General features: G+C 65.8%; 19 protein-coding genes. 16 read left to right on the forward strand and 3 right to left on the reverse strand.

The features are described from left to right. Window positions 1-117 precede the first annotated feature (117 nt). The 10 genes from ACWESM_RS32125 (at window position 118) to ACWESM_RS32170 (ending at window position 11,291) form a co-directional block, all read left to right on the forward strand. Window positions 118-684: a TetR/AcrR family transcriptional regulator gene (locus tag ACWESM_RS32125; RefSeq protein ID WP_397277781.1), complete on the forward strand. Its 567-nt coding sequence runs from the start codon at window positions 118-120 to the stop codon at window positions 682-684. Between the two features lie 73 nt (window positions 685-757). Continuing rightward, window positions 758-1,789 (forward strand): medium chain dehydrogenase/reductase family protein, encoded by a 1,032-nt coding sequence (locus ACWESM_RS32130; RefSeq protein WP_397277779.1) that lies wholly within the window; start codon window positions 758-760, stop codon window positions 1,787-1,789. Window positions 1,790-2,126: 337 nt separating this feature from the next. After that, entirely contained in the window at window positions 2,127-2,432 is a 306-nt protein-coding gene (locus tag ACWESM_RS32135; protein WP_364426146.1) for a hypothetical protein, read from the forward strand. Window positions 2,433-2,508: 76 nt separating this feature from the next. After that, entirely contained in the window at window positions 2,509-2,991 is a 483-nt protein-coding gene (locus tag ACWESM_RS32140; RefSeq protein ID WP_364426144.1) for a nucleoside deaminase, read from the forward strand. 457 nt (window positions 2,992-3,448) lie between these two features. Then, entirely contained in the window at window positions 3,449-4,849 is a 1,401-nt protein-coding gene (locus ACWESM_RS32145; protein ID WP_364426142.1) for a hypothetical protein, read from the forward strand. Between the two features lie 56 nt (window positions 4,850-4,905). Next, complete coding sequence (locus ACWESM_RS32150; RefSeq protein ID WP_452494985.1) at window positions 4,906-6,147, forward strand: AAA family ATPase; 1,242 nt, start codon at window positions 4,906-4,908, stop codon at window positions 6,145-6,147. Continuing rightward, window positions 6,144-7,382: a vWA domain-containing protein gene (locus ACWESM_RS32155; protein ID WP_452494986.1), complete on the forward strand. Its 1,239-nt coding sequence runs from the start codon at window positions 6,144-6,146 to the stop codon at window positions 7,380-7,382. Before ACWESM_RS32150 ends, ACWESM_RS32155 begins: the two co-directional genes overlap by 4 nt. A gap of 138 nt (window positions 7,383-7,520) precedes the next feature. Beyond that, on the forward strand, window positions 7,521-9,011 hold the full coding sequence (locus ACWESM_RS32160; RefSeq protein WP_364426136.1) for a glyceraldehyde-3-phosphate dehydrogenase: 1,491 nt from the start codon (window positions 7,521-7,523) through the stop codon (window positions 9,009-9,011). A gap of 300 nt (window positions 9,012-9,311) precedes the next feature. Continuing rightward, complete coding sequence (locus ACWESM_RS32165; RefSeq protein WP_397277769.1) at window positions 9,312-10,454, forward strand: fatty acid desaturase family protein; 1,143 nt, start codon at window positions 9,312-9,314, stop codon at window positions 10,452-10,454. A gap of 525 nt (window positions 10,455-10,979) precedes the next feature. After that, entirely contained in the window at window positions 10,980-11,291 is a 312-nt protein-coding gene (locus ACWESM_RS32170; RefSeq protein ID WP_452494989.1) for a hypothetical protein, read from the forward strand. Between the two features lie 292 nt (window positions 11,292-11,583). On the opposite strand, the gene ACWESM_RS32175 is transcribed toward ACWESM_RS32170, so the two are convergent. Continuing rightward, window positions 11,584-11,877, reverse strand: a complete 294-nt coding sequence (locus ACWESM_RS32175; protein ID WP_355073792.1) for a hypothetical protein — start codon at window positions 11,875-11,877, stop codon at window positions 11,584-11,586. Between the two features lie 913 nt (window positions 11,878-12,790). On the opposite strand from ACWESM_RS32175, the gene ACWESM_RS32180 reads away from it, so the two are divergent. Further along, window positions 12,791-13,552, forward strand: coding sequence for a dienelactone hydrolase family protein (locus ACWESM_RS32180; RefSeq protein ID WP_364426129.1), 762 nt, complete (start codon window positions 12,791-12,793; stop codon window positions 13,550-13,552). A gap of 31 nt (window positions 13,553-13,583) precedes the next feature. Here the strand turns inward: ACWESM_RS32180 and ACWESM_RS32185 are convergent, their stop codons facing one another. Next, a complete protein-coding gene (locus ACWESM_RS32185) occupies window positions 13,584-14,129 on the reverse strand; it encodes a hypothetical protein (protein ID WP_364426127.1) in 546 nt (181 codons plus the stop codon). A 62-nt stretch (window positions 14,130-14,191) separates the two neighbouring features. Here ACWESM_RS32185 and ACWESM_RS32190 point away from each other — a divergent pair, with 62 nt between their 5' ends. Further along, entirely contained in the window at window positions 14,192-14,347 is a 156-nt protein-coding gene (locus tag ACWESM_RS32190) for a hypothetical protein (RefSeq protein ID WP_364426125.1), read from the forward strand. A gap of 122 nt (window positions 14,348-14,469) precedes the next feature. Here the strand turns inward: ACWESM_RS32190 and ACWESM_RS32195 are convergent, their stop codons facing one another. After that, complete coding sequence (locus tag ACWESM_RS32195; RefSeq protein WP_397277764.1) at window positions 14,470-14,865, reverse strand: YciI family protein; 396 nt, start codon at window positions 14,863-14,865, stop codon at window positions 14,470-14,472. 194 nt (window positions 14,866-15,059) lie between these two features. Here ACWESM_RS32195 and ACWESM_RS32200 point away from each other — a divergent pair, with 194 nt between their 5' ends. The 4 genes from ACWESM_RS32200 to ACWESM_RS32215 form a co-directional block, all read left to right on the forward strand. Next, a complete protein-coding gene (locus ACWESM_RS32200; RefSeq protein WP_364426121.1) occupies window positions 15,060-15,602 on the forward strand; it encodes a VOC family protein in 543 nt (180 codons plus the stop codon). Window positions 15,603-15,641: 39 nt separating this feature from the next. After that, window positions 15,642-16,550, forward strand: coding sequence for a VOC family protein (locus ACWESM_RS32205; RefSeq protein WP_452494991.1), 909 nt, complete (start codon window positions 15,642-15,644; stop codon window positions 16,548-16,550). Between the two features lie 3 nt (window positions 16,551-16,553). Continuing rightward, window positions 16,554-17,408 carry an alpha/beta fold hydrolase gene (locus tag ACWESM_RS32210; RefSeq protein ID WP_452494993.1) on the forward strand — a complete coding sequence of 285 codons (855 nt, stop codon included), beginning with the start codon at window positions 16,554-16,556 and terminating at the stop codon, window positions 17,406-17,408. A 54-nt stretch (window positions 17,409-17,462) separates the two neighbouring features. Continuing rightward, window positions 17,463-17,677 (forward strand): AMP-binding protein (locus ACWESM_RS32215; protein ID WP_452494995.1); only part of this gene is annotated, 215 nt, incomplete at its 3' end.

The raw sequence follows: 17,677 nt of genomic DNA on the forward strand, positions 1-17,677 counted from the left end.
TTCGCTACTCCGATCATCATTCGACGGCGGCGAAGGTATCGACAGGGCAGAAGGTCATCTGGCGACCGCCTCGGGCGCCGTTGCGCGAACTCGAGCAGTGAGTGTACAGTCACTCACATGAGCAGACGTGCCACTCTTTCCACGGCGGAACTCCGGCGCGAGGCCGTCGTCGACGCCGCGATCGACGAGTTCGCCCGCACCGGCTATCACGGCACGCCGATCACGAGCGTCGCGGCACGCGCATCGATCTCGCCCGCGTACGTCTTCAAGTTGTTCCCCGGCAAGGTATCGCTGTTCGTCGCCGCGCTCGATCGCGCCTTCGAACTGATCGAGGAAGCGCTGTCGGCCGGTGCGTCCCGGCCGGGCGAGACCGACCCGGATGCGATCCTGTATCGAATGGGTGGCGCCTACGCCGAACTCATCGCGGACAACAGACTGCTCATGGTGCAGGTGCACGCCCAGTCCGCGGCCGACATCCCGGAAATCGCCGCCGCTATGCGCAGCGGGCTCGAACGGGTCACCGCGTTCGCCGCGGAGCGGTCCGGCGGCAGCGCCGAGCAGGTCCAGCGCTTCATCGCCTACGGCCAGCTCTGTCATCTGATCACCACGCTCGACATCGACGCGAGCGCAGGAGAGTGGGCGGCAATGCTCACCAAGGGGATCCGGCACCCGAACCGCATGTAATCGACGTCCTGAGCGGCGAAGTCGCCATTTACCCACAGAGTGATTGATCAATCACACACTAGGAGGTTCCGAGATGAGCACACCGAACGTGACAGTTACCGAGATCGTGTTGCCCGGCAAAGTCGAACCGAGCGGACTGCGGGTGCGGCAGCGCGAACTGCCGCCACCCGGTCGGGGGCAGGCGCTGGTGCGGGTAGAGGCCACTGGAGTCTCCTTCGCCGAGCAGCAGATGCGCCGTGGCAAGTACTACGACCAGCCGCCGTTCCCGTTCGTGCCCGGCTACGACTTAGTCGGCGAGGTCGTCGCCGTGGGTTCGGGAGTGGACGCGGCGCTGCGGGGCCGCCGGGTCGCCGCGCTCACCAAGACCGGCGGCTGGCGCAGCCACGTGCTGCTGGACGCCGCCGACTTGGTGCCGGTGCCGGACGGGCTCGACCCGGCAGAAGCGGAGACGCTGGTCGTCAACGGGATCACCGCGTGGCAGATGCTGCACCGGGTCGCCGGAACCCGGCGCGGTGCGACGATTCTGGTGCACGGCGCGAACGGCGGCGTCGGCTCCACGCTGGTGCAGCTGGCCCGCGCGGCCGGTATCGCGGTGATCGGCACCGCGTCGGCCCGCAACGCGGACGCGGTCCGGGCGCTCGGCGCGCAGTGGGTGGACTACCGCGGCGACGTGCCCGCCCAGGTCCGGGCGCTGGCGCCGAACGGTGTTGACGCCGTGTTCGACCACGTCGGCGGCCCCGGCATCGTGGACTCCTTCCGGCTGCTCGCGCCCGGTGGCACCCTGGTGTCCTACGGCACCGCGGCTACCCGCGACGTCGAAGGCGATTCCCGGCTTCCCGTGCTGAAACTGCTCGCCCGGCTGCAACTGTGGAACGCGGTGCCGAACAAGCGCAGAGCGCACTTCTTCAATCTGTGGGCGGGCAAGCGCGACGCCGCGGCCTTCCGCGCCCGGATCGCCGAGGACCTCGGGCAGGTGTTCGATCTCGCGGTGGCCGGGTCATTGCGGGCACAGGTCGCCGCACGGTTGCCGCTCACCGAGGTCGCCGAGGCGGTGCGGCTCGCGGAGTCGGGCACGGTGGTCGGCAAGGTTGTGCTGAAACCGTGAACCACGGCTCCCGGACTCTCGATGGTCGCACGGCATGCCCGAAATCATGGAGCTCGTCTCCGATCTCGGCGAGTACCGCGGCAGCGCCGCGCCCGGGAAGCATGCCCACTGAGCTCGGCGTTCGCCCGGCTCGGCAGCCGAGATGGGCGCCACCATATCCGAATGGTCACAGCGGTCGGCATTCCGCATCAGGTCGGATATCCCGGGGGTAGCGTCCTTATCGCAGTGTGCACGTTCTCTCCTGAGCACCAAGCAGTTTCTGCTCGCTACCACTCGGACTGTTCGTCCGGGGCGGTTACCGATTCAGACCGCACGGAACCAGGACAAGGAGATCGTCATGAAAGCCACACGCCTCGTTCGTTTGGGTCTTCCCCCGTTTTTCGCCGCCGCGGCGGCGCTGTTGTTCTGTCCGCCGACCGCCACGGCGCAGGAGATGTGGAACTACAACTGTTCGTCCCATTCGCCGGTGTGGGAAGGCAGGGTGACCGCTATGGACTGCACGCCGTCGAACGGTGCGCCCGCGAGTGGAGAGATCACGCAGCCGTTCCAGGTGAACGGCGGCGAGGTCATGAACTGCTCGTCCGGATGGGCGCACCTCCCCGATTTGATGGGCAAGGAATGCGGACCGGCGCCGATGCGATAGCTGATCGACCGCGTCGGCGGGTGGACCTTGTCGATTCCGGCAAGGCCCACCCGCTTTCTGCTACCAGGATGGTGCGATGACCATCACTGCCGAGGATCTTTCGCACCTGCGCCGCTGCGTCGAACTCGCCCGGGAGGCGCTCGACGACGGGGACGAGCCGTTCGGCTCGCTCCTGGTCTCGGCCGACGGGGAAGTGCTCTTCGAGGATCGGAACCGGATCAAGGCGGGTGACGCGACACGTCATCCCGAATTCGAGATCTCTCGCTGGTCCGCGGCACATCTGTCGCCTGACGAGCGCGCCGCGGCCACCGTCTATACCTCCGGCGAGCACTGCCCGATGTGCGCGGCGAGCCACGGATGGGTCGGCCTGGGGCGGATCGTGTACGCCGTGTCGTCCGGTCAATTGGTGTCCTGGCTGGCGGAATGGGGTGTCCCGCGTGCCCCGGTCGCGGCGCTGCCGATCACCGAGGTCGTGCCGGACGCCGTGGTCGACGGGCCGGTCGCCGAACTCACCGACGCGATCGAGGCACTCCACCGTGCGCACGCTTTCCGCAGCTGAAGCGGCACCACTCAGCCGCAATGGTGTTCAGTTCTCGGCGGTGACGGGACTCCGGTCCAGAATGGTCCTGCTGATTCAGGAGAGGTTCGCCGGCTCCTCGTCGATGAGGTGGTGGCCGCACTCGAAACCTCCCGTTCCCGAATCACATTCGCCGATTCATTCGGTAGGCGGTTGCCGTACGGCTCGAGTGGCGCATCCGGGGCGACTGGATCTGCTGGTGCAGTCGTCCCCCGGGCGATGCCGCAGGGGGATGTGGCGTCGATGTATCACCGGAAACTAGCTGATCATCAACTGCACCAACCGGTCTGGCGGGTGCTTGTGGGGGTGGAAGCGGTTCGGCGAAGCTGCCGCCGAGCCCCTTCGGCTGGCCGGTGGCGGTTCGGGAGGTTATGATCAACGCGATGATGACTCCATCTGTTCAAAGATTGGGGGTTCCGTTCGCACAAGGTGAGTGCTGATGCTCACTCACATCGCGAACGAGGACGACTCCCGCCTTTCCTTCTGGCTGCGTGTGCGTGAATTCGCCGTGCCGCCCTCCATGATCGAGACTGCTACCGCCCGCCGTCGCGTGGGGGACTGGGCGGGCGCGTGTGCCGCGGCAGGCTTCGATGTCGATTTCACTGTGCGGTCGGTGGCGCGTAGCCACGGGCACGAACTCGCGGCTCGAATCCGGGCCGATCTCCGCCATCTGGCTCCTGACCTGTTGCGCTGGCATCTGCCGAGAGTCGCTCCGGACGGGTTGTTGCGGCCGGGTCTGACCATCGCCTTGGCGCGGTACGACACGGCACCGGACCAGCGCGGCGGCGCACGCCCCATGCACCTTGTCGTTCGGACCGCGCCGGCTTGGGCGGACGCCGGTCAGCGGATCAGTCTCGCGCTGTGGGACGGGTCCGCCGCCGGAACCAGCGCCGGGCTCCATCCGCATCCTCGCCCACACCGGCGTTTTCGCCTGGATCTCCATCGCCATTTGTGGGACGCGCGCAGAGTCGGCGAGCTGCGCACACGGTCCGGGGCCGAGCGGCACGCGGATACTTGCGCGATGCCGGCCGCCGAACTGCTCGCCGCGGTGCCGCAGGTCCGCCGCTGCGCCGTCGACCGCTGGGCGGCCGAGGCGGAGATGCTGCGCCACACCGAGGGACGGCGTAGCGGTACTTTCGTGGTGCGGTTCGGGGCCCGGCAACGGTTGGTTCTCGACGTGGACGGAAACGGTTCTGGACCGTCCATGGTGCGGATCGCGTCGGGATACCCGGTTGGCGGCGTCTCCGCGCTGCCCGTCCTGCCCGACGCGGCGACCTGGGTGCTGCCCGATCTGGCACTGCTTCGTGCCGGCGCGATAGCGGCCGATCGGCTGCATCCGCTGGTCGCCTCGGCACTGGTACCCGACTACTCGCCGAACGATGCGCCACGCATCCTGGACCGGGCAGGTCAACCGCGCCTGGTGCAGTGCAGGGGAGAACAGCACAGGATCGGGCTGGTCGACGGGTTCCTGGCCGCGCTGGACCATAACCAGGCCGAGATCCGGCGGGAAGAACTGCTGGTCGCACTGACCGGCACTCCACTGCCTTGCCTGCAGGCCATCGATGAGGCGCACCGTCATCCGGACTGTCTGGTCGGTGTCCGTGAGCGTTTGGACCATGGCGACACCGCCGGCGCGCTGGCCATCGTAGCGGGACTGCTCGGTCCCGACGCGGTACTGCGCGACGGTGCTCTGCGCGACGAACTGGAAACGTTCGCGCGACAACGAATTACCTATGGACTGTTCAAGGCGGGCCTGTCCGAGCCAGGGATCGGGCGCGTTCCTCCGGTGCGCCGTCCACGCGACCGCCGCGCGCACCCCCGCAACGCGACCTCGCGCTGACCCGGCGACCTCGCCGCACATCCACTCGACAACGCAACCCCTTCAGGTGATCACACATGCTTACTGCTGTCCGTACGGCCGCCGATCCGGCCCGCCTCGCCCAACTCGATGTGGCCGACGAGTTGCTGAGTCTGCTCCGCGAGGTAACCACCGAACCGCGCCCCGATAACCAACTGGAGGCCTTGGCGCTGGCCGTGGCCGCCGACCTGCCGGTTCTCCTATGGGGTGAACCAGGGATCGGGAAGACCGCGGCCCTGACCCAGCTCGCCGCCGACCTGGACCTGCCGCTGACCACGGTGATCGCGAGTGTCCATGAGCCGTCCGACTTTTCGGGCCTGCCCATCATCGGGGACGATCCCGCGGAACACGGAGTCCCGATGGCTCCGCCGGATTGGGCCGTACGGCTCGTCCGGACCGGGCGCGGACTGCTGTTTCTGGACGAACTGTCCACCGCCCCGCCTGCCGTGCAAGCCGCCCTGCTCCGTCTGGTCCTGGAGCGGCGGATCGGCACCGTGCAACTGCCGCCCGGTGTTCGGATCGTCGCCGCGGCCAATCCGCGATCCTCGGCGGCCGATGGCTGGGAACTGAGCCCGCCACTGGCCAACCGGTTCGTGCATCTGCAATGGGCCCACGATCACGAAGTGGTCGTTCGGGGCCTCGGCGGGACCTGGCCCCATGCGACGCTACCGCGGCTGGCACCCGAAAGATTGGGCGACGCTGTGACTTTCGCGCGCCGCGCGGTGTGTGCGCTTCTGGCGGCTCGTCCCGCTCTCGTGCATCAACTCCCCAGCACCGAAACCCGCCGAGGCGGTCCCTGGCCGTCGCCTCGAAGCTGGGAGATGACATTGCGGCTGATCGCCTTCGCCACCGCGGCCGGTTCATCCCGGGATGTGCTTTCCCAGCTGGTCCGAGGCACTGTTGGCGAGGGGCCGGGCTTCGAGCTGCTGGCGAGCTTGGACCGGATGGACCTCCCGGACCCGGAAGTACTGCTCGCCGACCCGGCGGGAGCCGTCCTGCCCGAGCGGGGGGATCTGCGGCAGGCTGTGCTCGACGGCGTTGTGGCTGCGGTCCGCAAACGGCCGGAGAAATCCCGCTGGGATGCGGCATGGGCGCTTCTGGTCAAGGCTTCGGAAACCGGGGCGCCGGATCTGATCGTCGTTCCCGCAACCACTCTCGCCACGCTGCGCCAGGACGACTGGGACGTGCCCGCGGCCATCGAGGAACTCGCCGGAGTGGTATCGGTGTCCACGGAAGCGGATCGGGCAGCGGGCCGTGTCGCGGCGAAGGCAGGCCGATGACCGCGAACGCGCTGCGGCCGCTGGACCGCGACAAGCTCTTCGCCGCCCGATTGCACGCCGCCAGGGTCCGGCCCTACTTGGCGACCGCTCTGTTCGCGCTGTGCGTCGTCGAATCGCGCCGAGTACCGACGATGGGTGTCGACCGGCACTGGCGCTGCTACGTGTCGCCTGCGTTCGTGGACCGGACTTCGGTAGCGGATCTGGCCGGGGTGTGGGTGCACGAGGTGTCGCATCTGCTGCGCGACCATCACGGTCGCAGTGACCGCTTCGCCCGGCAACACGACTTGACCGGCCCGGCGGAACGACTGCGGATGAACATCGCCGCGGACTGCGAAATCAACGACGACGCATTCGGCGACGGGCTGACCCGCCCCGATGACGCTGTCACGCCCGAGTCGTTGGGGTTGCCCGAGGGGGAGCTCATGGAGGACTACCTGCGCAAGTTCCGGCTCGGACCCACTACGCAGGGCATAGCGTGGCTCGACTGCGGCAGCGGCGCAGACGGATTGGAACGCGAATGGGAACTCGGGCCCGACGGTGCGGACGGACTCAGCGAACACGAACGAGACGCCGTCCGATTCCGGGTGGCGCAGGGCATCATCGGCCGTCCGGGGAACGCCTCGAAAGGGTGGCGGCGCTGGGCGGAAGAGGCGTTCCATCCGCCGCAACCGTGGCGGGATCTGCTGGGAGCGGCTCTCCGCTCCGCGTTCTGCGTCGCCGGTGCGGGTGCGGACTACACCTATGGCCGGCCGGCACGGCGCTCGGCGGGGGTGCCCGGCGTAGTGCTGCCGAGTCTGCGGCGAACGCCGCCTCGGGTCTCGGTGCTCATCGATACCTCGGGGTCGGTCAGTGATACGGAACTGGGCAGCGCGCTGCTCGAGGTGGCCGCCATCGCCCGTGCCGTGGGCGGCCGCCGCGACCTGGTCACCGTGCTGCCGTGCGACGCGGCGGCGAGGATCGTGCATCCCTTGTGCCGTGCCGAGCGGATACCACTGGTGGGCGGCGGCGGCACTGACCTGCGCACGGGCATCGCCAAGGCGATACGAGCCCACCCCCGCCCGGATGTCCTCGTGGTGCTGACCGACGGCCAGACACCCTGGCCGACCACACGGCCACCGTGCCGGACGGTGGTAGGGCTGTTCCGTCGGCAGCACGCCGCTTCGTGGCGCGAAAACGACCCCGATTACGTTCCGGACGCGCCTCCCGCATGGGCCCGAGTAGTCGATATCGGATAGGCCGCCCGCCGCTCGGACGATGGTGCTCGCTCGGGGTCGCCACCTGGCGATCTCACGAGGGGGGATCCGGCCTCGGTGAAATCGGGGCCCTGATTAGCATCGATACGCGTGTAAATCGAGGAGATCCGAGGACCTACGTTGACTACCGAACAACTCGACCGCTGGAACGCCCAGGAAGCCGCCGCCGAGGCAATGATTCCCATCATCGGCACGTTGTATCGGGGCAAGGGCGTGACGATCCTGCTGCACAGCCGGTCGCTGGTGAACAAGTCGGTGATCAGCATCCTGCGGACGCACCGCTTCGCGCGGCAGATCGAAGGCGAGGAGTTGTCGGTGGACGAGACTCTTCCCTTCCTGCGAGTGCTCAGTGAACTGGATCTCGGGCCATGCAAGATCGATCTCGGTCAGTTGGTCATGACCTATCGCGCCGACGATCGCGGACTGTCGATCCGCGAGTTCACCGCGGCGGTGCTGGCCGAGGTGACCAACGGCAACAAGGCTCTGTCCCCGGGCCCGAGGGATGTCGTCCTCTATGGCTTCGGCCGCATCGGTCGCCTGGTCGCTCGCCTGCTCATCGAGAAGGCCGGATCCGGCAACGGGCTGAACCTGCGTGCCGTGGTGGTGCGCAAGGGAGGCGACGACGATCTGAGCAAGCGAGCGTCGCTGCTTCGCAGGGATTCGGTGCACGGCGCATTCAACGGCACGATCAAGGTCGATACCGGCAACGACACGATCACCGCGAACGGGAACACGATCAAGTTCATCTACAGCGATGATCCGACGACGATCGACTACACCGAGTACGGGATAACGAACGCGATCCTGATCGACAACACGGGCAGGTGGCGTGATCGGGACGGGCTGTCGCAGCATCTGCGCCCCGGCATCGCGAAAGTCGTTCTCACCGCGCCCGGTAAGGGCGATATCCCGAATATCGTGCACGGCGTGAACCATCGCGGCCTGGACCTGTCGCAGCAAATCTTCTCGTGCGCCTCGTGCACGACCAACGCGATCGTTCCGCCGCTCAAGGCCATGGACGACGAGTACGGCATCATCCGCGGGCACGTGGAGACGGTTCATTCGTTCACCAACGACCAGAACTTGCTGGACAACTATCACAAGGCGGACCGGCGCGGTCGTTCCGCGCCGTTCAATCTCGTGCTCACCGAAACGGGTGCCGCGTCCGCGGTCGCGAAGGCTATGCCGGATTTCAAGGCCAAGATCACCGGCAACTCGATTCGTGTTCCCACCCCCGACGTTTCGGTCGCGATTCTGAACCTGCAGCTTCAGCGGGAGACGACGAAGAGCGATGTGCTCGCTTACTTGCGCGGGGTTTCGCTCGCCGGGCCGTTGAGCCGAAACCTCGATTACACCGCCGCCACGGACGTGGTTTCCAGCGATTTCATCGGATCGCGCGCAGCGTCGATCATCGATGCCAATGCCACGATCGTCGAGGGTGACACCGCGATTCTCTATGTCTGGTACGACAACGAATTCGGCTACTCGTGCCAGGTGGTGCGGACGGTGCAGTACATCTCGGGCATCGAGTACCCGACCTATCCTCAGGCCGGCGCGCGGCTGGACGGCACCGCCGACGCCCGCGTGCTGACTACTACCGACGCTCGGTAACTCGCACAACCGACACGGAAGTGTCTCGGCCATAGGACAATTCCTCATCTCGCGCCTGCCGATGTCTGTGCAACCCGATCGTCACGCGGATGTGTCGTCGATCGGCACATCCGTTCACCTCGCAGTGGTCTCATCGCGACACTCTAGTTCTCGAGGCAGGTGAGTCTTCCGCGCCGACTTCCGATAGCCTGCTGTCGTCGACGCCGGGCACGGAAGGACAACGGTCCGAGCCCGGAAACCAACAGTGACAACAGGATGTGCAGGCAATCCGTGGTTCTCGAAGGTTCTACCGGTCGGACGATGCCGACATCCTCCGTCACGACAACCGCGCTCGCGGACTATGACCCGATCGATCGGGACGGACCGCAAGCAGCGCCGGTTGCTTCGTCGCCGACCGCCGAGATCAAGGAAAACCGACCGGCGCGTGGCAGCGAGTATGCGGTGTTGCTGCGTCGAGTGCGCCAAGCCGGGCTACTGGATCGGCGGTTGCGGTATTACGTCTGGAAGAGTGCGGTCACCGCGGTGGCGTTCGCTGCCGGGTGGGCGGTGTTCGTCATGGTCGGCGACTCGTGGTGGCAGCTGGTGGTTGCCGCTTTCTTGGCAGTGGTATTCGCGCAGTTCGCGTTCCTCGGTCATGATGCCGGGCACCGACAGATCTTCGCCGGTCGGCGGGCCAACTACTTGGTCGGTGTGATCGCGGGCAATCTCGGCATCGGGGTGAGCATCGGCTGGTGGGTAAGTAATCACAACCGCCACCACGCTCACCCCAACACCGAGGGTTCGGATCCGGACGTGATGGGGGTGCTGGCCCATTCCGGCCATCGAGCACGGACCGGCAAAGGCATCCGGCGGTTGATTTTCCGCTATCAAGCCTGGCTGTTCTTTCCGATGTTGTTGCTCGAGGCAGGCAGTCTGCACTACGCGAGTGTCCGGGCGGTGCTGCGCTGGGCGATACCCAACCGCGTCTGGGAGGCCGCGCTGTTGGCCGCGCACGCCGCCGGGTATCTCGCCGCGGTCTTCCTGGTCTTGTCGCCGGGTAAAGCGGTCGTCTTCATCGCTGTGCACCAGGGCCTGTTCGGGTTCTATATGGGCTGCACTTTCGCGCCCAACCACAAGGGGATGGAGGTACTGGCCGAAGGCGAGTCGGCAGACTTTCTGCGTCGGCAGGTGCTCACGTCCCGCAATGTCCGCGGCGGCCGAGTCGTCGACGCCGCCTTCGGCGGACTGAATTACCAGATCGAGCACCACCTGTTCCCGTCCATGCCGCGGCCCAACCTGCGCCGGGCCAAGCCGATGGTCGAACAGTTCTGCGTCGAACTCGAGGTGCCCTACTGCGAGACCAGCGTCCTGGACTCCTACCGCCAAGCGCTGAGCCACCTCCACGCCGTCGGCCGACTCGCCGGCCCGCAATCTTCTGCGGTAGCCGACAGTCGACCCGACTGACTTCTCACCTCAGCTGAACCATTACAGCGCTCTCTACCGGTTTCTGGCCTGGTCAGCTCGTTCCGCGGCACAGCAGGACACTCGGACTCGATCCTGTCAGCGGACCCGAGCACCTTTCGCCCGCTCGGCGTGACATTTTCGCGACCATTTCGTAATGTATCGGTGACCTATTCTCGACTGTAATCGGTAGCCGACATCATGCCTGGTCAACACCGTAAACGGACCGCAGCCCGGAAGCTCAGTGCCCTGGCCGTATGCGGCATCGCCGTGGCCCTCGCCGTCGTGTTGTGGGCGGTATCGCGACCGGGCCTGGAGGCTCGGCATGCCGCAGCGGCCGATTCGCCGCCGTCGGCAGCCGTCGCGCCGCCGACCAGCGTGCCGTCGATCACTCGGCCGACAGCGGCGGCGTCCGCGGCCGAGCAACCACCACCGTCGGCCAGGGAGGCTGCGCAGCACCTGCCACCACCGCCTCCCCCTGTCCCGTGCTCGACCGAACTCGCAGGCACGCGGCCGCACGTGGCACAGGTGGGCAACCTACTAAAGAAGACGTTCGCCGTCGCCGACATCGGCGGCGCCATCGGCCGTAGCGACGGCGACCACGGCGCAGGCTTGGCACTCGATCTCATGACACCCGATTCCGCGCGGGGCGACGCGATCGCCGAATACGTGCTGGCCAATCAGCAGCGTTTCGGTGTGACGTACGTGATCTGGCGGCAGCGGTACAACGATGGCAGCGGTTGGTCCTATCTGGAAGACCGCGGGAGCCCGACCGCCAATCACTACGACCATGTGCATGTGTCGTTCGACAAGGCCGCCCAGGGGGACGTAGCCTGCTGAACTTCATTCGGCGGGTGGCCCGAAAAAAGTTCGTGCCGTCCGGCGACTTCGCCGGGCGGCACGAACCTGTGTTCAAGGAAGCTCAGCGCTCGCAGCACTGGGAGCTGTCTCCCTAGCGGGCAAACGGAATCTCAGGGTCCACCCGCCGCATCTGCTTCGATGCGGCGAATCGACTAGTTCAGCTGTAGCGAATTCACCGCTGTAGTGCGGGCCGCGGTGTGGAGCGGAGCGGCGCAGGGAAGTCCGGCCCCGAAGGGGCAGACGGACGATGCGGTGATCTACCGAGACCGGATCAGGAGGCGGGCTTGGGCTGGGTCAGGTCCCGGATGCCGGTGATCGCATCGATGACGTTGACGACGGCGGAGGTGCCCCCGTCGAGGGCCGAGCTGCCGGAGTCCAGCATGGCGGAACCGGAGGACGAGCCGGCCGAACCAGTGGACGAGCCACCGTCGGCCGAACCCGAGGCCAGGCCCGCGGAACCGGTGCCGGCGGCGGAGTGGGCGGCGGAGGCCACCGCGACCGGGCCGAAGAACAGGGCAGCGGCGGAGACGGTGCTGGCGGCGAGAAGGGCCTTACGAGAGAACATCTACGGAGCTTCCTTTCACAGTGGGATAACGACGCCATCACGGGCGCACCAGCAACGTTAAGAAAAAGAAATCTACAAATCCACTTCTCTTGCTGTGGTAATCATCACCGTTAATAGTTGGCTAACTGAATATTTTGCCGAGGTAACACAAATTGATCTTCATCCCTCGGTGAAGTCGATGATCAAATCAAATCGATTTCTCGACACCCCGCGTATCAACGTGCGGCGGAGTCGATCTCGCGGTGCGCTTCCATTCCGTTCGGCGTGAGTCGAGCCGACGGCACACTCGGTGCCACCAACCTGTGTCGTCTGGTTTGACCTGCTAGGGGACGAGTCGCACTGCGGTATGTCGGTACAATTCCGCATCCCATGCACGTCCTGCGGGGGCTCTCCCGTGCCCAAACGGTGCATTCGACTATCGAACGCCCCTCCGGTCGATCCATCCAAGTGGAAGCATGCTCTCCGGTTTCGGTCGACTATTGCGCAAATCTGCGGATCCTCGGCGTCGCGATCGCTTTATGTCGCAGAAATAAATACGTCTTCTGCAAATATGCAGACAATGCATGAGCCTGGACGGACGGTTGTTGAAGATGAAATCGGCGACTGCATCCCGTTACGGACCTGCCGGATGTGCCGGCTGGTGCCGCTGAGACCGCCCTGGGGCTTGGTGTCGACGTGATAGACGAGCATGCCGCCCGCGCTGAGGCCGCACAGCATGATCGGCCGGTTGTCCCGGTCGTGTGCGGTGAGGTCGACGAGAAGGTTGACCCAGTCGTCGATGATCGGGTTCGCGTCGGGCTCGACCGCTCCGCCCCTGTCTCGGCTCGATGCTCCGACGACCGGTAGTCGAGTCGAATCGGCTGATCTTGAATGGGGTATGTTCGAAAGGCTGGCATGGCAGGAGGATTCGAGGGTGACCGCAGTGAACGGTATGTCGGTCGACGTCCGGACATCCGACGGTGTCGCTGACTCGTATGTCGCCTACCCCGACGATGGCGCCGCCCATCCGGGAGTGCTCGTGATTCAGGACGGTTTCGGACTGCGGCCCAGCCTGCGATCACTGGCCGATCGGATTGCCGCCCATGGCTACACCGTTCTGTTGCCGAACGCCTATTACCGGCACGGGCGTGCGCCTGTGATCGAGCTGCCGGACTTCATCGACCCGGGGGAGCGGCCGGAGATCTTCCAACAGGTCTTCCCGATGATCCGCGAGCTGACCCCGGAGCTCCTGCGTTCGGATGTCGGCGCATATCTCGAGTGGCTGGCAGCGTCGCCGCAGGTCATAGCGGGAAAGGTCGGCGTCACGGGTTACTGCATGGGTGCGCGGCTGGCGGTGCTGACCGCCGCCATGTTCCCCGATCGGGTTGCGGCGGTGGCAGGATTCCACGGCGGACCGCTGGTGACCGACACCCCGGACAGTCCGCATCTCACCCTCGGAAACGTCACGGCGGAACTGTATTTCGCCCACGCGGGCGAGGATCACCACATGACTCCGGAACATATCGCCCTGTTCGACAAGGCGCTGGATGCCGCCGGTGTCCGCCACCGCACCGAGGTCTACGAGGGTGCCCAACACGGCTACACCCAGGCCGATACCTCCGCACACGACCCCGAGGCCGATGAACGGCACTACCGCGAACTGCTGGCCCTGTTCGACCGCAATTTGCGCCAGTAGCCGGGCTCGGCCGACCTCGCGGAAGCAGCTGTCAGGTCGGCGGCGCGTGTCGGATGCCCCGCCATCCTAGCGGGAATCGGACCCCGGAGGCCTGGACGTCGTGAATCAGCTGCGCGTAGCCTTCGCAGACCTCACCGAGATGAAACCATGCCTCGTGTCGCACGTCGTTGTCATCGACGTGTAGCACCGTCCACCACGCGTTGGCATAGATCTTTGCGATATGGCTGATCACCTCTCCCAGGGAATGGGTGTGCCTGCGCGCTCCGGGGGCTCTCGGAACATGGACGAACGCCCACGAATCGATCTCGCTGACGATCTCGGCAATGTCGATGTGGACGCGAGCTTCATCGAATTCGGCGGGAAGACGCGTTCGATTCAGGCGCACTGGGATCAGTGCCGCGTGCAGATCGCCCAACTCCCTAGCCCACTCGATCAGCGATGATCCTTGCGTAAGGTGACCAGCGATCGCCGCCAATAACTGATCAGGCCCGAGCAACGGTGCTTTTTCTTCCTCCGGATCGCCGTCGTCGCGCGGCCGGAGTGGTTCGGCTCGGGAGCAGAAGGCCGTGGCGGTCATCGTCGCACCTCATACCGAGGCGCGATGGAGGTCGGTGCGATTTCTTCGGCAAGGTGAACCGCGTGGCGGAGTCCCTGACCATGAGCTGCGCCGGAGGTGAATTCGACGCGTTCGTCCAAGCGTCCCACTGGAGTTCCTTCAACCGGGTTTTGCCGTTGCTGTCGATGGCGGTCGTCGCCGATGACCTGTGCGGACGGTGGAGATCTGCCACACCTTGATACCTGATCGACCATTGTCAGCAGAGTGTATACACTATGACATCAGGAAATGCGCTCGTCAACGGTTCTATGCCTGAAGGCGGTGGGAGTGCGACGAGATGCGGGCTCGAAGGGGCCCCCGCTCAATGCCATTCGTAGGTGCCGCGGCCGAGTGACAGGCGCATCGAAACGCTGCCCTCGTTGAGGCGCCACCGATGAACGACGAAGCTGCGCAGACCCGCCGTGACGAACGGATCCGCTGACGCGATTGCGGTTGCGTCGGCTTCGTCGGAGGCGCGCAAGATCGTGACGCCCGATCCCGGACCGGCGCCGGGGCCGCTGACGAGGGGGCCCGACAGGAAGACGAGGCCGCGTTCCTCGAGGTCCAGCAGCCAGGCTATGTGCGCGGGGGCGAGGGCGGCGATGTCCTCGGAGGTCGTCCCGGCCGAAGGGGTCGAGGTCACCATCCAGTAGTCCCGGCCCAGGAGCAGTGAGGGGTCAGGGGCGTCGCGATCGGCGGCGGGAGGCAATAAACTCATCGCATAACTGTATGCAATTTCCGTGCGGCGGCAACATCCGGAAGAGCCTTGACAGTAAAAGTGCATACACATTACGGTCGGACGCGTAGCGAACAGGAGTGACGCCACCTGCGGACTCCTCGGCCGGGCCGTTCCAGGAGCACTCGATCGACCAGCACATGACCCGGCCGCCACCACGGGAAGGAAGATTCACCATGCCGATCGCTGAACTCGGTCATTTCGGAGTTTTCTGCGATGACCTGGAAGCCAGTACAGCGTTCTACCGCGACGTCCTCGGACTGACGGTCACCGACGAGGACCTGAATCTGGGCATGCGGTTCTTCAGTGCCCGGCCGAACTTCGAACACCACGAGTTCCAGCTCGTCGAAGGCCGGACCGTGGCGCGCGCCGACGAGAACACCAAACTGATTCAGCAGGTCTCGTTCCGGGTCAATCATCTGACCGAGTTGATCGAGTTCCACCGCAGATTCATCGAGCACGATGTCGACTTCGACATGATCGTGACGCACGGCAACGCGTTCGGCATCTATTTCTTCGATCCCGAGGGCAACCGGTGCGAGGTGTACTGGCAGACCGGCTTGCCCGCCCGCCAGCCATTCCTGGCAGCGATCGACCTCACCGAACCGATCGAGAAACTGCTGGCCGACAACGCGGCGCTGGTAGCTCGGTACGGGGAGACCGGCTATCTGCAGCCGGGGCTGGTGAAGAACCTCATCCCGGACGCGATCGACTCCTGACACCGTGCGTTCGGCAAGTTTCCACAGGAGAGAACACCCATGATCACGCTGACCGACATCGCCTATGTGCGGTCAGGAGTCGCCGATCTCAGGACCGCCGTCGACTTCGCGACCCGCATCGTCGGTCTCGAACTCGCCGGTGAGACCGAACCAGGGGTCGCACACCTTCGCGCCGACTCCCGCCACCACTGTCTGGCTTTGGTCGAGGGCGTGTCGGGGGTCCTGGCCTCCGGGTTCACCGTCGCCGATTCGGATGCGCTGGAGGCTGCCGAGAACGAACTCGAGCATGCCGGTTTCGCCGTGCGGCGCGGGTCGAAGCAAGAGGCTCGCTCGCGACGCGTGGCCGAGTTCATCGGCTTCGACGATCCCTTCGGCAATCGCATCGAGCTGGTCAGCCAACAGGAGACGATCACCCGCCCCGTCGCTTTCGCTCGGCCGGCAGGCATCACGGAGTTCGGGCACCTCTGCCTCGACGCACCGGATGTGCACGAGGCCTACCGGTTCTGGAACGGGCACTTCAACGCCCGCGTGTCGGATTGGATCGGCGACGCCGCGTGCCTGATGCGGATCGATCCCGTCCACCACAAGCTCGCCGTATTCCAGGGCGAGAGCGCTGGTCTGTGCCACATGAACTTTCAGGTGGAGTCCATCGACGACGTCTTCCGTTCCTGGCACTTCCTGCGAGAACGCGACGTCCAGATCGAAATGGGCCCTGGTCGCCACCCGCAGTCGACAGCGGTGTTCCTCTACTTTCTCGGTCCCGAAGGCTTCACCTACGAATACTCGTTCGGGGTGCGTCGCATCGAGGACGACGCGGCTTGGCGACCGCGCACGTTCGATCCGGATGAACCCGGCTCGATCGACATGTGGCTGGGTCCGGTCAAGCGGGTCTCCACGCAGCACGCGGCCTCGATGGCCGGAACCCGACCCACCCCGACGAGGAGTTAGCAAGTGGCCGTCATCACCAGCGATCATCCGACCGCATCGTTACGCGAAGTCGATGGGGTGCGCACCGCTGTCATCGACACCGGGGAGCCCGCAGGCGAGAGCGCGCAGCCGCCGCTGCTGCTCCTGCACGGATCCGGTCCCGGTGTGAGCGCCGCGGCCAACTGGCGACCCGTGCTGCCGTCCCTGTCGCAGAGCCGGCGCGTCATCGCCCCCGATCAGTTGGGCTTCGGTGGCACAGCCACCGGTGCGGCGCGCACGTGGGGCCGACAGGCGTGGACCCGGCACGCACTCGCGCTCATGGACGAACTCGGCATCGAGACCTATGACATCATCGGCAACTCGATGGGCGGGGCAATCGCCTTATCACTCGCGGCCGAGCGTCCGCAGGCCGTTCGTCGACTCGTCCTCATGGGCTCGATGGGTGTCGCGATGGCGCTACCGCAAGGGCTCGACACCGTCTGGAACTACCGGCCGGGAATCGAGAACATGCGCGAGATCATCGGGCTGTTCGCCTACGACCGGGGGCTGATCACCGATCAGCTGGTCGAGATGCGATACGGGGCAAGTGTCGAGCCCGCCGTCGCGAAATCGTGGGAAGCGATGTTTCCCGAACCGCGCCAACGCTGGGTCGACGACCTGGCCCTGTCCGGTGCCGAGTTGACCCGGGTGGCACAGCCGACCCTCATGATTCACGGGCGAGACGACCGGGTGGTGCCGTGGAAGGAATCCTCGGGGGCGTTGCTGGAACTTCTTCCTGACGTCCGGCTGCACGTGCTCGGCAACTGCGGCCACTGGACCATGATCGAGAAGACCGCCGAGTTCCTCGGCGTCGTGGAACCGTTCCTGTCCGAGGCCTGACCTCGCTCAATGTGGCTTTCTGTGGGGAAGTCATCGATGGAAGAAGGAGTTCCGATGTTGAGCACTATGCAGGACGAGCCGTTGTCGTTGGCGACGTTGCTGCGCTACGCATCGACGTTCGCTGGGGATTCGACTGTGTCGACGTGGACGGGTACCGGTGTGCGCACCATGACTTATCGTGAGGTCGGGGCGGAGTCGGCGCGGTTGGCGAACGCGTTGGGTGGGCTGGGTATCGGGGTGGGTGATCGGGTGGGCACGTTCATGTGGAA

The organism is Nocardia sp. NPDC003999, assembly GCF_053604885.1.